General features: G+C 40.4%; 16 protein-coding genes. 3 read left to right on the top strand and 13 right to left on the bottom strand.

Going from position 1 to position 16,387, the window contains the following annotated elements:
- Window positions 1-362: 362 nt before the first annotated feature.
- The 7 genes from ACT29H_RS16155 to nusB form a co-directional block, all read right to left on the bottom strand.
- A complete protein-coding gene (locus ACT29H_RS16155; protein ID WP_444822693.1) occupies window positions 363-797 on the bottom strand; it encodes a DUF5606 family protein in 435 nt (144 codons plus the stop codon).
- A gap of 128 nt (window positions 798-925) precedes the next feature.
- Window positions 926-1,654: a TerB family tellurite resistance protein gene (locus tag ACT29H_RS16150; protein ID WP_444822692.1), complete on the bottom strand. Its 729-nt coding sequence runs from the start codon at window positions 1,652-1,654 to the stop codon at window positions 926-928.
- A complete protein-coding gene (gene coaE, locus ACT29H_RS16145) occupies window positions 1,654-2,232 on the bottom strand; it encodes a dephospho-CoA kinase (RefSeq protein ID WP_444822691.1) in 579 nt (192 codons plus the stop codon). Before coaE ends, ACT29H_RS16150 begins: the two co-directional genes overlap by 1 nt.
- Window positions 2,233-2,234: 2 nt before the next feature.
- On the bottom strand, window positions 2,235-3,254 hold the full coding sequence (locus ACT29H_RS16140; protein WP_444822690.1) for a CdaR family protein: 1,020 nt from the start codon (window positions 3,252-3,254) through the stop codon (window positions 2,235-2,237).
- 160 nt (window positions 3,255-3,414) lie between these two features.
- A complete protein-coding gene (gene yajC / locus ACT29H_RS16135; RefSeq protein ID WP_444822689.1) occupies window positions 3,415-3,726 on the bottom strand; it encodes a preprotein translocase subunit YajC in 312 nt (103 codons plus the stop codon).
- A gap of 49 nt (window positions 3,727-3,775) precedes the next feature.
- Window positions 3,776-4,228, bottom strand: a complete 453-nt coding sequence (locus tag ACT29H_RS16130; protein WP_444822688.1) for a DUF1573 domain-containing protein — start codon at window positions 4,226-4,228, stop codon at window positions 3,776-3,778.
- Between the two features lie 338 nt (window positions 4,229-4,566).
- Window positions 4,567-5,505, bottom strand: a complete 939-nt coding sequence (gene nusB, locus ACT29H_RS16125; RefSeq protein ID WP_444822687.1) for a transcription antitermination factor NusB — start codon at window positions 5,503-5,505, stop codon at window positions 4,567-4,569.
- A 385-nt stretch (window positions 5,506-5,890) separates the two neighbouring features.
- Between nusB and ACT29H_RS16120 the strand changes: the two genes are divergently transcribed.
- Window positions 5,891-6,253, top strand: coding sequence for a DUF3276 family protein (locus ACT29H_RS16120; RefSeq protein WP_444822686.1), 363 nt, complete (start codon window positions 5,891-5,893; stop codon window positions 6,251-6,253).
- Between the two features lie 78 nt (window positions 6,254-6,331).
- Here the strand turns inward: ACT29H_RS16120 and ACT29H_RS16115 are convergent, their stop codons facing one another.
- Window positions 6,332-7,093, bottom strand: coding sequence for a hypothetical protein (locus tag ACT29H_RS16115; protein WP_444822685.1), 762 nt, complete (start codon window positions 7,091-7,093; stop codon window positions 6,332-6,334).
- A 533-nt stretch (window positions 7,094-7,626) separates the two neighbouring features.
- Between ACT29H_RS16115 and feoB the strand changes: the two genes are divergently transcribed.
- The gene (feoB, locus tag ACT29H_RS16110) at window positions 7,627-10,119 is read left to right on the top strand and encodes a ferrous iron transport protein B (RefSeq protein ID WP_444822684.1); all 2,493 of its coding nucleotides are present in this window, start codon (window positions 7,627-7,629) and stop codon (window positions 10,117-10,119) included.
- Between the two features lie 462 nt (window positions 10,120-10,581).
- Here the strand turns inward: feoB and ACT29H_RS16105 are convergent, their stop codons facing one another.
- Genes ACT29H_RS16105 through ACT29H_RS16090 form a run of 4 tightly spaced genes read right to left on the bottom strand, consistent with a single transcriptional unit; the run spans window position 10,582 to window position 14,023 of the window.
- Window positions 10,582-12,033, bottom strand: a complete 1,452-nt coding sequence (locus ACT29H_RS16105; RefSeq protein WP_444822683.1) for an aminoacyl-histidine dipeptidase — start codon at window positions 12,031-12,033, stop codon at window positions 10,582-10,584.
- 15 nt (window positions 12,034-12,048) lie between these two features.
- Window positions 12,049-12,252, bottom strand: coding sequence for a hypothetical protein (locus ACT29H_RS16100; protein WP_444822682.1), 204 nt, complete (start codon window positions 12,250-12,252; stop codon window positions 12,049-12,051).
- Window positions 12,245-13,135: a transglutaminase-like domain-containing protein gene (locus tag ACT29H_RS16095; protein WP_444822681.1), complete on the bottom strand. Its 891-nt coding sequence runs from the start codon at window positions 13,133-13,135 to the stop codon at window positions 12,245-12,247. The genes ACT29H_RS16100 and ACT29H_RS16095 overlap by 8 nt, the downstream gene beginning before the upstream one ends.
- A gap of 12 nt (window positions 13,136-13,147) precedes the next feature.
- Window positions 13,148-14,023, bottom strand: coding sequence for a nucleoside phosphorylase (locus tag ACT29H_RS16090; protein ID WP_444822680.1), 876 nt, complete (start codon window positions 14,021-14,023; stop codon window positions 13,148-13,150).
- 367 nt (window positions 14,024-14,390) lie between these two features.
- Between ACT29H_RS16090 and ACT29H_RS16085 the strand changes: the two genes are divergently transcribed.
- On the top strand, window positions 14,391-14,858 hold the full coding sequence (locus ACT29H_RS16085; protein ID WP_444822679.1) for a DUF4293 domain-containing protein: 468 nt from the start codon (window positions 14,391-14,393) through the stop codon (window positions 14,856-14,858).
- A 43-nt stretch (window positions 14,859-14,901) separates the two neighbouring features.
- On the opposite strand, the gene odhB is transcribed toward ACT29H_RS16085, so the two are convergent.
- Entirely contained in the window at window positions 14,902-16,200 is a 1,299-nt protein-coding gene (gene odhB / locus ACT29H_RS16080; RefSeq protein ID WP_444822678.1) for a 2-oxoglutarate dehydrogenase complex dihydrolipoyllysine-residue succinyltransferase, read from the bottom strand.
- Between the last annotated feature and the right edge of the window lie 187 nt (window positions 16,201-16,387).

Here is a 16,387-nt window from a genome sequence, read left to right as displayed (position 1 = left end):
ATCCCCTTTATATCAATAACTACTTTTTCAAAGAAATTTTATCCTTCGAAGTTATTAGACTTTTGTCAGGCTATTTTCTACATTAACCAATGATTGTCTCGCCTCATTTCTCAGCTTGCTTCGGTCTGAACCGAATGCCAAGAATAGTTTCTAATTATAGTCCGCCACCGATCATTTCAGAGAACTATATTGATCGTAAGAAATATTGACTCCCGTCCTATTTGACTACGAAGCAAAACTTCAATTCAATGTATAAGGTTATAAATATACTTACTAAAAAACGTATCAGGAAACACCGCCCCCATTACCTATAGAGATAACGAGAAGAAATGAGGACATCAATCAGCCCCATTCCAACGATATTAGTCTTGGTTGCTTTCTTCGTCTTCTGTTTCGCTCTCCTTTTTAAAGTCATCAATACTTTCAGCGGTAATAATATCTTTATCTTTTAAAAGATTAAACCAAGTAAACACTTTCTTGATATCAGAGACATAAACTCTTTCCTCATCATACTCGGGCAACGCCTCTTTGAAGGCCTTTTTTAATTCATTGGAAGAAGCTTTTTTGGGATCAACCTCCACCTGTTTTTCAAAAATAGAAGCAAAAACATTGGCCAATTTCACATCACCATCAATAGTGAAAATAGAAATATCTTCCAACGAGCTAATCTTTGAAGTGGCATAGGCAGGCATGCGCTTACCATCCAGCAACGATTCCACAATAATGCTGTTTTTAGCATTGGTAATCAACTTATAAAGACCGGGTTTCCCGGAAATAGCAAGGATTCCTTTTAACATCTTATTTCATTTTTAGTTTGGAGCGACAAAAATAATATAAACCTGTAATTGGCCTTCAGTTTACCCCAATAAAATAAAGTCAACAACCGAAGTATTTTATCCATGATCATCATTAGCGCTCACTTTCGTCAGCTAATACCACGCTCCTTTTTAATTTTGCTGTATGCCTCGTTGACTTTAGCAAATTTTTCATTGGCCGCTTTTTGGAATTCCGGACCAAGATGGCTGACTTTATCGGGATGAAACCTGAGTGCCATTTTTCGATAGGCTTTTTTAACCTCTTCATTAGAGGCAGAAGGGGATATTTCCAATATTTTATACGCCGCCTCCAAATTGTCATAAAACATATTCAGGACAGCCTGATAGTCGGAATTGGAAATACCCAACAAATCAGAAATCCGATGAATGGTGTTGATCTCTGAGGAGTCCAGCAAGCCATCGGACAGTCCCAATCCGAACAACAAATGCAGAAGCTGAACCCGACTATCGTAATTAATATTAATACGAATTTGATGACACACCTCTGTGAGCGGAATTTCTTTATTGGTTAAGTCTCTGAGTAATATCAAAGCCTCTCCGGCTTTTTCCGTTCCCAGGAGATTTTTCAGATAATTTTTAACGTAATCTAGTTCTGAACGTAATATTTTACCATCAGATTTCATCACTGCCGCCATCAGGACAAGCAGCGATACAACAAAACCATCCCTGGTGGAACCATATCCGGCAGTTCTGTTTACCGTATCTCCGGTGGTAGCATTTTCTGCCTGTCGTCCCAAAAACATACCAATTAATGCACCGACAGGTCCCAATAGCCACCATCCCAAACCAAATCCTATAAGTGATCCTAAAAAACCCATTACTTTAATAATTGAAAATGAACATTTAAAACTTGAGGCACAACCAACTGGTTATCATCAGCAACAATCTCATAATCAGCCAAAGGACGCCTTTCATGATCGGTCCACTGATGTTCCATCCGCTTGCGAACTTGTTCAGCGGTTACTCGGTCACGTTTGGTAACCCTGGCGATTCTAACCCTTTCCGAAGCACTGACCAATACAACTTTGTCAAGGAATTGATGTCCTCCTCCTTCCAACAAAACAGCTGCTTCCTCAATCACGTATGGTGCATTCTGTTTTTCTGACCACCGAATAAAATCATCACGTACCACAGGATGAACCATTTCATTCACCTTTGCAATCAATTTGCGATCCTCAAAGATCATTCTGGCAACATGCGATTTATTTAATTTTCCATCAGTGAAAGACTCTTCGCCAAACAAATTCCTATACCCATCCACCAGAAGCGGATGTTGCTCTATTAACCTCCGGGCTTCAGCATCGGCATAATAAACCGGCACCCCCAAAGATTCAAAGATTCTGCAAACAGTGGTTTTCCCACTTCCTATGCCACCAGTAACACCAATCTTCAGCAAAACTATCGCTTTTTTTCGATTAAATAATCCACAAAAATAGGAGAAAAACTAAGAGATTCAATGTTTACCGGTGCTTTATCCAGCCGTACTTTTAAACGATCCGGTCTATCATCATGAAGCACCGGTGAAGCATCCACCACTGCACGAAATTGTGATTCATCAATTGTACCATACTTGCTGATTCCAACCCGGAAGGAGACCTGAATCTCGGAAGGGAAAGTTTTTATCCTCAGGGTATCCGGCAAACCATAGATTCTTAAAGGGATCTTTAGATTCAGTTCTGTAAATGGTTCGACAGGGATGGTCGCCATCACCCTTTTTTCTGAGGACTTAACACGGGAAGGAATAACCAATGGAACACTTGTGGTTACAGAATCGGAAAGACCTTGAATGGATATTTTACGCGTTTCCACATACCGGATAGTATCGACAACGGATTTGGGGCCTGATATTTTCACAGAATCAGGGTCCAGAATAATTGGGCCGGCCTGTAAATATTGTTTTTCAAATCCTATCTCTGCAGAGATGCGGACAGGTACCATGGCATTTCCTTTTTCGGCCAAGGGGACAAATAAAGTATCCGGATGAATCTCTATCAATTCCATTCCCTGAGAAAGCTGGCCAACAATCTTGTTTTGTTCTCCGGAGGTAAGGGTATAAACCCCCTCTCCTGACGCGGATTTCAGAGGTTGCATATCGGAGACACTAAAAGTAAGAGGCAGAAAAGCATTACTTAATTGATAACGGAGGATAACAAACCCCACAGCCCGAACCTTTACTTCTATCCTACTTTTAAAATCATTGGGTAGCATTTTGTCCTCAGGCAGGTCGACAAATTTTACCGGATAGCTGAGTGTGGCTGTATATTCCTTTCGCAAGGCATTCAAAAACCAGAATCCGGTCGATATAACCAGGAAAATCAGAAAAATCAGCATATTTTTATCATGGCGAAATTGGTCGAACCACATCCGGATGCTTCCTAAGATCTTCTGATAACTAATATGAAATCTTTTTTCCCCCATTAAAATAACATTCAATCAAATACTCTAGTTAAAATGCCTGGCAAAAATGGCTTCCGACCGACCCATTGAAAAACCCGGATATAAAAAAAGCCAATGATTTACAAAAATAATCATTGGCCAACTAATACAAAATTATTTTAAATCTAGATAGCTTTGGAAATTATTTTTTTACGGCATCCGACATATCCATAATAATTCCTGCTTTATCTACCTTAATATTTACATTCGTAGCAATTTCAACAACCACATAATTCTCTTTAACTTCGGCTACTTTGCCATAAATACCTCCAGTGGTCACAACTTTGTCACCTTTTTTCAGGCTTTCCCGATATTTTCTCAGTTCTTTTTGTCTTTTTACTTGAGGGCGAATCATAAAAAAATAAAACACCACAATAATTAGAATAAAAGGCAATAATTGCATTAGCATGCCAGGTCTTTCGGCAGCTGCAGCCTGTAAAAATAAGCTCATCATAATTCTTTCAATTTTAATTCAAAAATATATTAATTCGCAATATAAGCAATTAATTAGTTACCTGAGCTACCAACGATAAAAGAATGGGACTTTTCAATCCCTTAAAATAGACACTTACCTGCTGAAACTGGGCTCCATATTTTCCGGTACTGTCAAAAATCACCTCTACAAATCCTGAATCTCCAGGCATGACCGGCTTTTGGGTATATTTTGCCACCGTGCAACCGCAGCCGGTTTGTACTTTTGTAATAACCAGAGGAGCTTCACCTACATTCTTAAACCCAAACCGTGCACCGGCTTCTTCACCTCTTTTCAAGGTTCCCAAATTTCGCTCTACAGTCCCAAACACCGGTTTTCCCAATTGCTCTTCCCGATTCGACAGAGCATTCTCCACATCGCTCCTATTCTGCTTTGACTCATTTGGTCCAAAGCATCCGGTCAGCAATAAAACACCGCCTACAAGCATTAAAACATTTACCAATCTCAATGATAAGTGTTTCATCAGTATAAAGTTTAACTAATTTATTGGTCTGATGGAACTCACATGAACGAGATTTTCACATACTCTTTTGCGGCAATCTCTCATTACCATGCTGTAAAAATGAAATTTAATTAAATCCCCATCTCGCTTCTGCCTGTGCACTATATAGATTCATATTGCGACAAACGAAAATTGGTCATGCTCGTTTCATCCGGGAAAAGTGTATCCCGTTATTTGGTCCGGAACCTCTCCTGAATACCAACGAAAGGCATAAAGAACTCTAATGGCGAAGGGACTAATTCTTCCAATACCATCAGAAAAGGTGTCCACGATGCCTTTCCATGTCCGAATCAATATGTCTAATCCTCAGAGGTCAGCTTTTCCAGCTGATTCTCCTTTTTCAGGTAGTTAATTATTTTATCGAGAATGCCATTTATAAACGTTCCACTTTTGGGAGTAGAATAATGTTTGGCAATTTCAATATATTCATTAAGGGTTACTTTTACCGGAATTTCCGGAAATTCCAAAAACTCGGTAATAGCAATCTCCATTAATACAATATCAAGGTTTGCCACCCGATCAAGGTCCCAATTTCGTGAAAATTTCTTTATCAATGCTTTATAGTCGGAATGATTCAAGATGGTTTTCCGAAATAAGGTTTTCACAAAATCACGGTCCTGTTCATCTTTAAATTCTTTCTGCAGAGATTGCTCTTCACCCTTTTCTTCCTCAAAATCTTTAATGGTTTTAACCACAATACTCACCACAAATTCCGCTTCATCATTCCAAAATATACTCTCTTCTTCACATAAAGCATACAATGGCAGGTACTGTCCTATCACTTTCTCATAGAGCTTAGCAATAAATTTACGATCAGCATCATAGGAGTTATCTTCCGACTCCATGTATTGTTGATACAATTCCGATTCGCGGATACATTTGAAAACATCCCTGACAAATTTCTCATTGTTCTTCCAGGAAACACCGGTTGCGTCAATATACTTCAATAACTGACGATTTTCGTGCAGCTGCTGAATAACCTTATTATTGACAAATTTCCGATTGGGGTTCAAATCCTCGTAAGAAGGTCTTTTCTTGTTCAACCCGATTTCAATACGTTTTTCGGCAAGATCACGAACATCGAGGATTAACAACAAAAGCAAATGATAAAGTTCATGGGATTTGGAAATACTGTGAAACAGTTCATTTTCGGCTTCCCGGAGGGTTGAGTCACCCCCTCTGAAATGACCGTAAACCGTTTGCATCACTTTCACACGGAGCAATCTTCTACTAAGCATTCGTTAAAGAACTTTTATGACTTCAGATAATTTATACCTCACAAAAGTAGATCTTTTTTTATTTCCTACAAGAAAGCCTGCGGCAAAAATCATTGATCTGCTTAATAAATGATATCCTCCCACTGGAAGAGTGGTCTGCAGACAAAAAATAGCCACAGCCAACAACAGATTATAAAGATAAGAAATTCACCACATCTTAATATAATATTCAGACAAATCTGCCAAAAATCATCATTTGTCGTTAAATAGTTTAAATTTTAGAATAATTCTGTAAACAATTATTGGTTATTTTGAAAAATTATTGCCATTTTTGAGCGGGAGAAACACGTAGTTTTCTTACTCAAAAATTTATTATAAGATGGAAGGATTTGACAAAAAAGATGGAATGGAAAAAAAGCGAAATGAAAGGGAAGACATCTTTTCAAAAGTTGTAAGGGCAGGTAAGCGTACTTATTTTTTTGATGTAAAAGCAACTCGAAAAGATGATTATTACCTGACCATTACCGAAAGTAAAAAGCGCTTCGAAGAAGACGGCCGTTTTCACTTCGAGAAGCACAAACTCTTTCTATACAAAGAGGATTTTGAAAAGTTTTCCAATGGTCTCAAGGAAGTCATTGATTTTATTCAGGCCGAGCAAGGGGTATATGAAAGCAGCATGGCTGACCAAGGATCTCAGTCCAGCACTGACGAAGCCCTTTCTACGGCGGAATATACCAATGTAGACTTTGAAGACCTTAACCAGGAGTAATGGTCGATAAGAATTGTTTTTCGAAAAAAATGGGACTGGAAAAATTCCAGCCCCGTTTTTTTTTACATTTTAGAGGTTTTATTGAAGAGAACTTTGATCGGCACTGTTGCCAACGTTTCTTTTTTCAATTTTTTTGAGAATCTCCCCAAGTTCAAAAAAGGTTAGCTTTTTAACATTGGTAAGGACAAAGTCGCGGCGGAGTCCTCCTCCCAGCAAATTGGCTTCTTCAATCGCCATTTTCACTTTCTCATTTAGGGAAACATCAATCGGAACAAGCCCCCAAAAGGTCACAAATTGTCCTGAAAAGGCAATAAACTCCAGCTTTCCATTAAACTTTTCGAACATGTACTCCACTTCCCCGGAGATCACATGTTGACGTGTTTGATCAAAATCACGACCATCCTTCGAAAAAAAGGCACCAAAGAAACGTAATTTTTGTCCTCTTCCCCCTAATCCGGTAGAGATAAACATGGGGGGATGATCCAGCATCGAAGCCTGGAATATTAGTTTACATTCCTGAAGTGCCAGATATGTCCAATCTTCCAAACCTTTGTCAGGATTCTCGTAATAACTTTGAAGGGTACGGATTGCATCCGGTGTGCCTATTGAGGCAAGGGCTGCCAACCGTTTTCGCTTACTTTGTTTGGAAGCGTTTTCGTCCCATAATTCATATTTGCCGGAACTCACCAACTCGGGACGCAGCTCTTTTTTCACCTCCTTCGACATTCTCATGTACGCCATTTGGGTGTCAAGAGATACTTCACGCTCCATGACCTGAATTTCTCCCCCATTTTCTCTGACAACTTTTTGAAAATCTTCAAACGTTCCTGAAAAATCCATGGCGTTCCTTTATTTTATTTTTGCTAGACCTATCAATTATCTTACCAAATTCCTTCCCCAATCCATGCTCATAATCGTTGAAGCCAGCTCTTCCTTGTACGGCAGATTACTTTTTATAACCCGATTGAACTATATTATTCTACAATATATGAATAGATTCTTAAACAAGAATTATTTTATAAACCACTTACCATCTATTCATAAAAGAAAAATTCCACCAACAAATGAATTTTCTTTTTCTCATACGTTCAAAAACCTTTTATCCCCCCAAAGGCAATCTTTGTCATGACCAATAAATAGACACACAGTTCTACGAACAAAGCATCACATAGGTTTGGGCTTTAGTATAACGAACGGAATCCTTTTATGTTTAATTCCTCCATTCTGCCGTTTCGTCACTTCTTTTTCCAACTTCTGTCAATATTACACCTGTTTGAAGGTTAAAAAATAAAAATCCCCAATAATTGGTATTGTTGGGTAATGGAACTATAAGTACTTTTGAAAAATTTCAAGATAAAGGTATCACTACATATATGAATCTTGCAGAATTAACGACCGGACAGGAAGGGGTTATTGTAAAAGTAAGAGGACATGGGGCCTTCCGAAAAAGAATTATTGAAATGGGCTTTGTGAAAGGCAAAAAGGTAGAGGTGATTAAAAATGCCCCATTGAAAGATCCCATTGAGTACAAAGTAATGGATTACAAAATATCCCTTCGAAGGAATGAAGCCAGAATGGTAGAGGTCATCTCCAAAGAAATGGCAAATTCTTTTGAACCTCAATTTTTTAACACCAATGTTACCGATGAAATCTTAACGAAGAAAGCTACCGAAAAAAGGAAAACCATCAACATAGCCCTTGTTGGGAATCCCAACTGCGGAAAAACCACCATTTTTAATCAAGCCAGCGGAGCCAATGAACATGTCGGGAATTACGGCGGAGTAACCATCGATGTTAAAACGGGGATCTTTTTTCATAACGGATACACCTTAAAAGTTTCAGACCTACCCGGCACCTATTCCCTTTCGGCTTACAGCCCGGAAGAAGTTTACGTTAGGGAACACATAAGCCAGGAAGTACCGGATATTATCATCAATGTTATTGACGCATCCAATTTGGAAAGGAATCTTTACCTGACCACCCAGCTGATAGATATGGATGTCCCAACGATTATTGCCCTCAACATGTACGACGATCTTCAAAGAAGGGGCAACAAACTGGATTATCGTCATCTGGGTAAAATGCTGGGCATTCCCTTCGTACCTACTATTGGTTCAAAAGGGGTCGGAATCAATGAATTATTCCAAAAGGTGGTGGATGTCTATGAGGCAAAAAATGATACCATCAGGCACACTAAAATCAATTATGGAGCACCTATTGAAAAGGGGTTGGAAACCATTGAAAAAGAAATTGCCCAACATTCTGAATTAAGTAGTAAAATTTCACCCCGCTTTCTTTCCATTAAATTACTAGAGAAAGATAATGTTTTTCTTGAAGAACTGGCTGCACCTCAATATTCATCTATCCTGGCAGAGACCCAAAAACAATCCAGAAAACTGGAAAAAATCTATCAGGAAGATACCGAAACCATCATTACCGATGCTCGTTATGGATTTATTGCCGGTGCATTAAAAGAGACCTACCGTGAGAATCCGCAACAACGTAGAAGGAAGACTGACCTGATTGATTCTGTGTTGACCCACAAACTATTTGGTTTTCCTTTCTTCTTTTTCTTCATTTGGTTAATGTTTCAAGCCACATTCAGATTGGGAGAATACCCTATGAACTGGATCGAATCGGGGGTTTCCCTGATTTCCGGGTGGGCCTCGTCAACATTGCCGTCAGGGCCATTTGTCGATCTGATCGTAGATGGCATCCTTGGTGGTGTCGGTGGTGTCATCGTTTTTCTTCCCAATATTCTGATATTGTTTTTCTTTATTTCATTTATGGAAGACACGGGATATATGGCCAGAGCAGCATTCATAATGGACCGGATCATGCATAAAATAGGATTGCATGGCCAATCGTTCATTCCGCTCATCATGGGTTTTGGATGTAATGTACCGGCAATTATGGCCACCCGAACCATCAAAGATCCCAATAATCGGATTCTGACCATTTTGATCAATCCATTTATGTCGTGTAGTGCCCGACTTCCTGTTTACATTATTTTTATCAGTGCCTTTTTCTCGGAGCACCCCGGCACGGTTCTTTTTCTCCTATACGGAACAGGTATCACTCTCGCGGTGATTATAGCGCGACTATTTAAACGGTTCCTTTTCAAAAAGAGCGACACACCCTTTGTCATGGAGCTTCCCCCCTACAGACTTCCCACTCTTAAAAGCACCTTGCGCCACATGTGGTCGAAAGGACGTCAATATCTGAAAAAAATGGGGGGTGTCATTATGGTGGCTTCCATAATAATTTGGTTTTTGGGATATTACCCACGGCAAGACGAGGCAGCTGTTGCGCTGAACAAGAATAAGGCTGAGATTGAACAAAAATATAATGCACTGATCAATGCATCCAATGCTGAAGAAAAAATAATTCTGGAGCAAGAAAAAGAGAAGAAAATTGGAGAAATCACCCATTTACAAGAGCAATTAAGACAGCAGAACAGTTACATTGGACAACTCGGTCAAAAAATTGAGCCGGCTATCCGTCCATTGGGTTTTGACTGGAAGATGGGAGTCAGCCTTTTGAGTGGTATTGCTGCCAAAGAAGTGGTAGTAAGCACTATGGCGGTCCTATACCAGGCTGATGAAACGTCCACCAATGAGAATCAACAGCTGATTGAACAGATAAAAAACGACACCTATACAGATGGGACACCTGTTTTTACCCCTTTGACAGCCATTTCCTTTCTGATATTTACATTGGTCTATTTCCCCTGTGTAGCAGTGGTTGCTGCTATTCGCAAAGAAACCGGATCATGGAAGTGGGCTTTGTTTACCATTTTTTATACCACCGGATTGGCCTATTTGCTCTCTCTGTTGGTTTATCAGGTGGGACAATGGTGGATATAGAGCGGGAAAAGAAGCAGCATACAGAAAGAGTAAGAATTTGTAGGATATGAAAGGAGAGGTTTTGATTTCTTTTGGAAAAAGAACCGGCTATTAAAACCGGGATTTTTAAAACAGGAGAATTTAAGACCGGACCCAAAAGCGGACCGAATCATGGCCGCGCATGAAAACAAACTCAAAACAAAATACAACATAGTCGTTTTCTATTTGTTTTGGGAAATAGTGTAAACATTTAAGAAGAGACCGATATGATTCAGGAAATTTTAACGGTAGTTACGGTTGTTGGGGCGTTTATCTATACCATTTACTCTGCCTGGAGAACCATTTTTTCGAAAGAGAAGCACGCTTGTGGGGGTTGCTCTTCTTGTGAAGCCAAAGATTTACTGCTAAAGGACATATACAAAAAGGGCCAAAAGTCGGAATTTAAAACTTTTCGCCCTTTAAGAAGTTAAATGGTTATCACAATCAGAGACTTTTCAGCATAACAAGAAGGTGATCCCAAAATTTCCGAACACTTTCAATATGCAAACGTTCGTCGGGAGAATGAGCGCCTTTAATGGTAGGGCCAAATGAAATCATATCCATGTCAGGATATTTCTGTAGAAAGAGGCCGCATTCCAGGCCGGCATGAATAGCTCTAACCGTAGGTTTTTGATCAAACAATTGCTGATAGGTTGAAACGGCAACTTTCAGCAAAGGAGAGTCCAAGTTGGGAGCCCAGCCTGGATAGCCATCCGAATTTTCCACACTGGCGCCAGCCAATTCAAAAACGCTTCTCACCATATTGGCGATATTGTTTCGGGCACTCTCCACGGAGCTACGCTGACTGGTTGAAATCACCAATGTATCATCAATATATTTCACAGATGCCAGGTTGGTAGATGTCTCCACCAGATTTTCAATCTCCTGACTCCAGGCCATAACGCCATGGGGACAAGCATACAAAGCATTTAAAAATCGCTGTTGAAAGTCTTTGGTAAATACCTTATCGGGCATCTCTGTTGTTCCCAATTCCAGCTTAACTCCCGAATCTGTTTTTCGCAATTCCTGCTGAACATCATGGGCAAGGAAATTCAATACCACTCGCGCTTCTTCCTTATATTTTGATGGGACCAATGCTGTGGCAAAGGCTTCTCTGGCGATTGCATTCCGAAGGTTTCCCCCTTCAAATCGAGCCAAACGCACCCCATAATCACGCTCCATCTGCCAGAGGTATCTGACCAATATTTTAATGGCATTTCCCAATCCTTTATGTATATCGTCTCCTGAATGCCCACCTTTAAGTCCTTTCACCTGAATGTTCAATGCGATATGACCGGCTGGCACCTCTTCCACCTCAGCACGGAACCGCGCTACCGTGTCGATTCCTCCGGCGCAACCAATAAACAGTTCACCTTCATCTTCGGAATCCAGATTAAGAAGAATCCTTCCTTCCAAAAAATCATCCATCAGATAAAATGCACCTGTTAATCCGGTCTCTTCTTCCACTGTGAATAAGCATTCCAAAGGCCCATGCGGCACGTCATCTGATGCCAAAAGTGCCAATTGTGCCGCAATACCGATGCCGTCATCCGCACCGAGGGTAGTCCCATCCGCTTTAATCCACTCCCCATCCCGTATAGGAGTTATCGGATCTTTCAGAAAATCATGTTTTTTGTCCTGATTTTTCTCGCCAACCATATCCAGATGCGATTGCAGTACCACAACAGGTCTGTCTTCATAACCACGATAGGCAGGTTTTGAAATGACCACATTTCCTGCGTCGTCACGTTTGCCTTTTAAACCTTTCTCTTTGGCAAACGCCAATAACCAATCGATAATCTTTTCTTCGTGTCCCGACGGTCGCGGAATCTCACAAATGGCACCGAAATACTTCCAGAGCTTTTCCGGATACAATCCCTCAAAAGTTTTATTCATAATTTCAATAAATCGTTAGAATTTCAGATAGATGCTGCTCTCCATACCCTTAAATGGAGATGCTTCATTTTTATCGGGAAAAATCTCCCGACATTTCATCAGTATAAAATTAGGATAAATCATTGGTCTGATGGAACTCGCATGATCATAAGTTTTATACATTCTCTTGTTGTGATAAACTTCGTTGGTCATGCTCGTTTCATTCGCAAGCTTACACATTTTGATTTTCATTGAAAACCAATCTCAACTCTCTAACCTCTTCAATCTTGTTTTGTTGCCCCACTTGTTCATACGCCAATAAAAGATTATTTAAAACCCGTTTAATGGTATCGAGGTTGGAGCAGGGATTAAAAAAGGACATATTGGTTTCCAGCTTTTGCTGTTTAATAAATTGTTCAATCTCACGCCGTCCCAGCACGGCACCTTTATTAATGGGATTAATGTAGAAAAGCACCGAAGAATCTTCGCTTAGGCGGATACGGTTACTCTGCTCCGGCTCATCCATATAGGCAAGAATATAGTTTTTAGGAAGATTAACGCCATAAACCGGCATTCCCAATCGTTGCGCTATTTCTGCGTAAATAATCGACAAAGAAATGGCATTTCCTTTTCTGGTATCAATAACGTCGCAGATAAATGAGTTTTGAGGCGCCAAAAGATTACTGTTATTTCTGGAAAAACCGTAAACATCAAAAAGAATGTGATTGATGACGCGCACCTTTTCCAAAGCGGTAAGGTGTTCGTTCAGTTCCAGCCAAATATCTTTCCTTAATTTATCAATGGATCGATCAATTTCCTCATAGGTTAATTCCGGATACTGATATTTGGCAATTAACCATACCCCTGTAAGCAAGTCCTCACCATCTGTTGCTTTCCATTCCCGCAATCTCTTTTTCACATCCCGAAACTGCAGGGAATGGATAATATTTTCAAGTCGGCTTTGCACAACCCCATCGGCTTGTGTTTCCCAAATCTTTTCCAGTTCCGGCACAATATCCACCTCTGCTTTCAGCAGTTCATTTTCCACAGTACTGAAAATTTCCTCACTGGGATCATCCAGAAGAGTGATTAGGGCTTTAATTTTTTGGGTATCCATACTCATGGAAAACAACTCTTATTTGGATAAACGTTCTAATACATACTGAATCAATGCTTTTATACCATGCTTATAATCTTTACTGTATGTTCCGGCCTTCCGGTTGGCGATAATGGCACAAACCGTTGCCGCCTTATGACCCAATAGTTTTGACAAACCATAGATTGCCGAACATTCCATTTCATAATTGGTAATTTGGTCTCCTTGAAAATGAAACGCCGATAACTTTTCGTTTATGTCTGGATTTTCCAACACAAGTCGAATCACTCGTCCCTGAGGACCATAAAATCCGGGAGCAGAAATAGTTATTCCATCATGTAGGTTGGTGCCAGCCAAACGATTAACCAACTCCTGATTGGCCTCAACCACATAAGGACGCGTAAGACGTGGCGACCATCCGGTATATTGGGTCAATGCCTTCTCAAATTCCACATCTGAAATGGTTTCAACACCTTCATAGAAATTGAGTAATCCGTCAAATCCAATGGCCTTTTTACTCAACAGCCAACTATCGACCGGAAGCGACTTTTGCAAAGAACCGGAAGTTCCAATCCGCACGAGATTCAACGATTTTTTTTCTGCCTTAACGGTTCTGGTTTTAAAGTCTACATTCACTAGGGCATCCAGTTCATTAAGAACAATATCAATATTGTCGGTACCGATACCTGTGGAAAGGACCGTAAATCCTGTTCCTTTATAGCTTCCGGTACGGAACACGAATTCACGATTTTCAGCGCCAAAATCAATGTGGTCAAAAAATCCGGCAACGGTATCAACCCGCCCCGGATCGCCAACCAAAATTATATTGTCAGCCAATTCACCTGGTTTTATATGCAAGTGAAAAACAGATCCGTCGGGATTCAATATCAGTTCCGATTCTTCTATCCTTCTCATATCTTTAAATTTATTCGTTTATTGACTCTAGTTTAATCCAACAGAATGACCAAGTTCTAAATTTAAAATGCCCGATCCCAGATTTTGTATCTCCAACCCATGTAGATGCTCCATAGCCAGGGCTTCCCGATCCTTTTTCATCCCGATGACCATTTAGATCGCACCACTTATCGCGCCATCCACCAATCTTTTTAATCCATTCTCCGTCCCCATGTCTAACACATTCCCCACAATGAACAGGGCAATTCCAAAATAAGAAAAAATAATCGAAAAATAAAACCCCTAAAAGAGGCGGAACCTCACATTTTTTCTAAGAAAAGATGATTTCACCAACTATTTTATATTTTTGCATCAAAAGAATTCAACAATGATACAACGCATTCAAACCGTATATTTATTTTTGGCTGCTCTACTCACAGGCACCCTGTTTTTCATGACCATTGCCGACATGGCAACCATGGATAGTTTTTATGAATTAACCTGGAAGGGAATTTTCAAGGTAGAATCGGAAACAACGACCACACTGGTGGTCCCCACCATGGCTCTTTCTATTTTAACCATAGCAGCAACCGCAATATCATTCATCACCATCTTCTTGTTTAAAAAAAGGGTGTTACAGATTCGTCTTTGCGGATTAAATATGGGATTATTACCGGGTCTATCCGGCTTGATCTATTACCTGGGAAAAACCGGTGCCAAAAACCTTAATGTCACCGACCTTTCATTCAACTGGCCGTTGGTTTTTCCTCTCATAGCACTGATATTGGTATTTCTGGCCATTCGTGCCATTGGCAAAGATGAAGCATTAGTAAGATCAATGGACAGGATACGATAACCTCTCGAATAACGATGGTTATTTACCCTGTCCTATAGAAATTCTATAACTCCAATAAGCTATTCATGGGGTTTTTACCGCCATGCAACAGCATTTCGGGGTTTTCAATCATTTTCTTAACATCCATCAGGAAGCCTACCGAATCTTTTCCATCGATCACACGGTGATCGTAACTCAATGCCACATACATAATTGGCCGGACTTCCACTCTTCCATTGACCGCAACAGGTCGTTCAACGATGTTGTGCATACCGAGGATGGCCGATTGTGGCGGATTAATCAAGGGTGTTGAAAACATTGAACCAAACACGCCTCCGTTGGTAATGGTAAAAGTTCCTCCGGTCATCTCTTCCAGCGAGATTCTTCCTGAGCGGGCCTTATTGGCAAGTTCCTTCAATTCCATCTCGAGATTGGCAAGAGATTGTCGCTCCACATTTCTAATCACCGGCACCATTAAACCCTTGGGCGTCTGTACTGCCACAGAAATATCCACATACTGAGGTATGACAATATCTTCATTCTCAATCATGCTGTTAACCTTTGGCCGTCCCATAAGGGCCAGGGCGGAAGCTTTCAGAAAAAAGGACATAAATCCCAGCTTCAGTCCATGCTTTTCAACAAATTGTTTTTGATACCTTTTTCGGATATCCATAACTGCCGACATATCGATCTCGTTAAAGGTGGTAAGCATGGCTGTTTCATTTTTCACCTTAACGAGTCGCTGACTCAGCTTTTTACGAAGCTGGCTCATCTTTTCCCGCTTCACACTTCTAACAGCCTCCTCTTCAGCGCCGAGAGATGCGTCTGACGACAATCCTTCAATGACGGCATCCACATCCGAAACGGAAAGTTTTCTGAGTCCCTCAACAATGTCGTCAACCGAAAGGCCGGCAGCTTTCATCTTCTCTCTGGCCAGAGGGGTGGTTTTAACTTTCTTATTGTTTTCGGAAATTATCTCTTTTCGGTCCTTTTTCTCAACTTTTGAATTGGTTGTTCCTCGATCTTTTTCGGTTGGTTCCGACACCGCCGAAGAACCTTTGGGACTTATGAGAGCCTTCTCTTTACCCTCCTCCTCCGCAGTCGGCGCGGCTTTTGCATCTTCCACTTTCACCGAAGTATCTATTTGGCAGGCCACGGACCCTACTTTTGCGGTGGTTCCGGCTTCTACCTGAATAATAATTTTTCCGCTTTCAGGTGCATTAAGGATCAGTGTGGCTTTATCGGATTCAATTTCTGCCAGATCCTGATCTTTATGTACCAAATCTCCATCAGCAACGAGCCAATTGGCCACTTCAACCTCTGTGATGGATTCTCCGGGGCTAGGTATTTTTACTTCTATCATTTTTAACTGTTTATTTTTTAATGGTCCTTACCTAAAATATAAGGTCATTCAATTATTCTCAGAATAATTTCAAACAATTTTTTGTATCGCCCACCAGCAATTGGTCATGCCCTAAAACACCCATAGTTCATGATTTAAATCCTGATCTTATTAAGTAGCGATATTTCAATGTTTACATGGGTTGCAC

The sequence above is a fragment of the Thermophagus sp. OGC60D27 genome, assembly GCF_052400625.1.
Lineage (GTDB): Bacteria > Bacteroidota > Bacteroidia > Bacteroidales > Marinilabiliaceae > Thermophagus.
The sequence above is the reverse complement of the archived record's forward strand: the minus strand, read 5'-3'. Positions and strand labels throughout refer to the sequence as shown.

Excerpts from the sequence above, each read along its gene's own strand:
- ACT29H_RS16155 (WP_444822693.1), bottom strand. The coding sequence starts at position 797 with ATGTTAAAAGGAATCCTTGCTATTTCCGGGAAACCCGGTCTTTATAAG.
- nusB (WP_444822687.1), bottom strand. The coding sequence starts at position 5,505 with ATGCTTAGTAGAAGATTGCTCCGTGTGAAAGTGATGCAAACGGTTTAC.
- odhB (WP_444822678.1), bottom strand. The coding sequence starts at position 16,200 with ATGATAGAAGTAAAAATACCTAGCCCCGGAGAATCCATCACAGAGGTT.
- feoB (WP_444822684.1), top strand. The coding sequence starts at position 7,627 with ATGAATCTTGCAGAATTAACGACCGGACAGGAAGGGGTTATTGTAAAA.
- ACT29H_RS16105 (WP_444822683.1), bottom strand. The coding sequence starts at position 12,033 with ATGAATAAAACTTTTGAGGGATTGTATCCGGAAAAGCTCTGGAAGTAT.
- ACT29H_RS16090 (WP_444822680.1), bottom strand. The coding sequence starts at position 14,023 with ATGAGAAGGATAGAAGAATCGGAACTGATATTGAATCCCGACGGATCT.
- ACT29H_RS16115 (WP_444822685.1), bottom strand. The coding sequence starts at position 7,093 with ATGGATTTTTCAGGAACGTTTGAAGATTTTCAAAAAGTTGTCAGAGAA.
- ACT29H_RS16085 (WP_444822679.1), top strand. The coding sequence starts at position 14,391 with ATGATACAACGCATTCAAACCGTATATTTATTTTTGGCTGCTCTACTC.
- ACT29H_RS16130 (WP_444822688.1), bottom strand. The coding sequence starts at position 4,228 with ATGAAACACTTATCATTGAGATTGGTAAATGTTTTAATGCTTGTAGGC.
- yajC (WP_444822689.1), bottom strand. The coding sequence starts at position 3,726 with ATGATGAGCTTATTTTTACAGGCTGCAGCTGCCGAAAGACCTGGCATG.
- ACT29H_RS16100 (WP_444822682.1), bottom strand. The coding sequence starts at position 12,252 with ATGTGTAAGCTTGCGAATGAAACGAGCATGACCAACGAAGTTTATCAC.
- ACT29H_RS16140 (WP_444822690.1), bottom strand. The coding sequence starts at position 3,254 with ATGGGGGAAAAAAGATTTCATATTAGTTATCAGAAGATCTTAGGAAGC.
- ACT29H_RS16095 (WP_444822681.1), bottom strand. The coding sequence starts at position 13,135 with ATGAGTATGGATACCCAAAAAATTAAAGCCCTAATCACTCTTCTGGAT.
- ACT29H_RS16150 (WP_444822692.1), bottom strand. The coding sequence starts at position 1,654 with ATGGGTTTTTTAGGATCACTTATAGGATTTGGTTTGGGATGGTGGCTA.
- ACT29H_RS16120 (WP_444822686.1), top strand. The coding sequence starts at position 5,891 with ATGGAAAAAAAGCGAAATGAAAGGGAAGACATCTTTTCAAAAGTTGTA.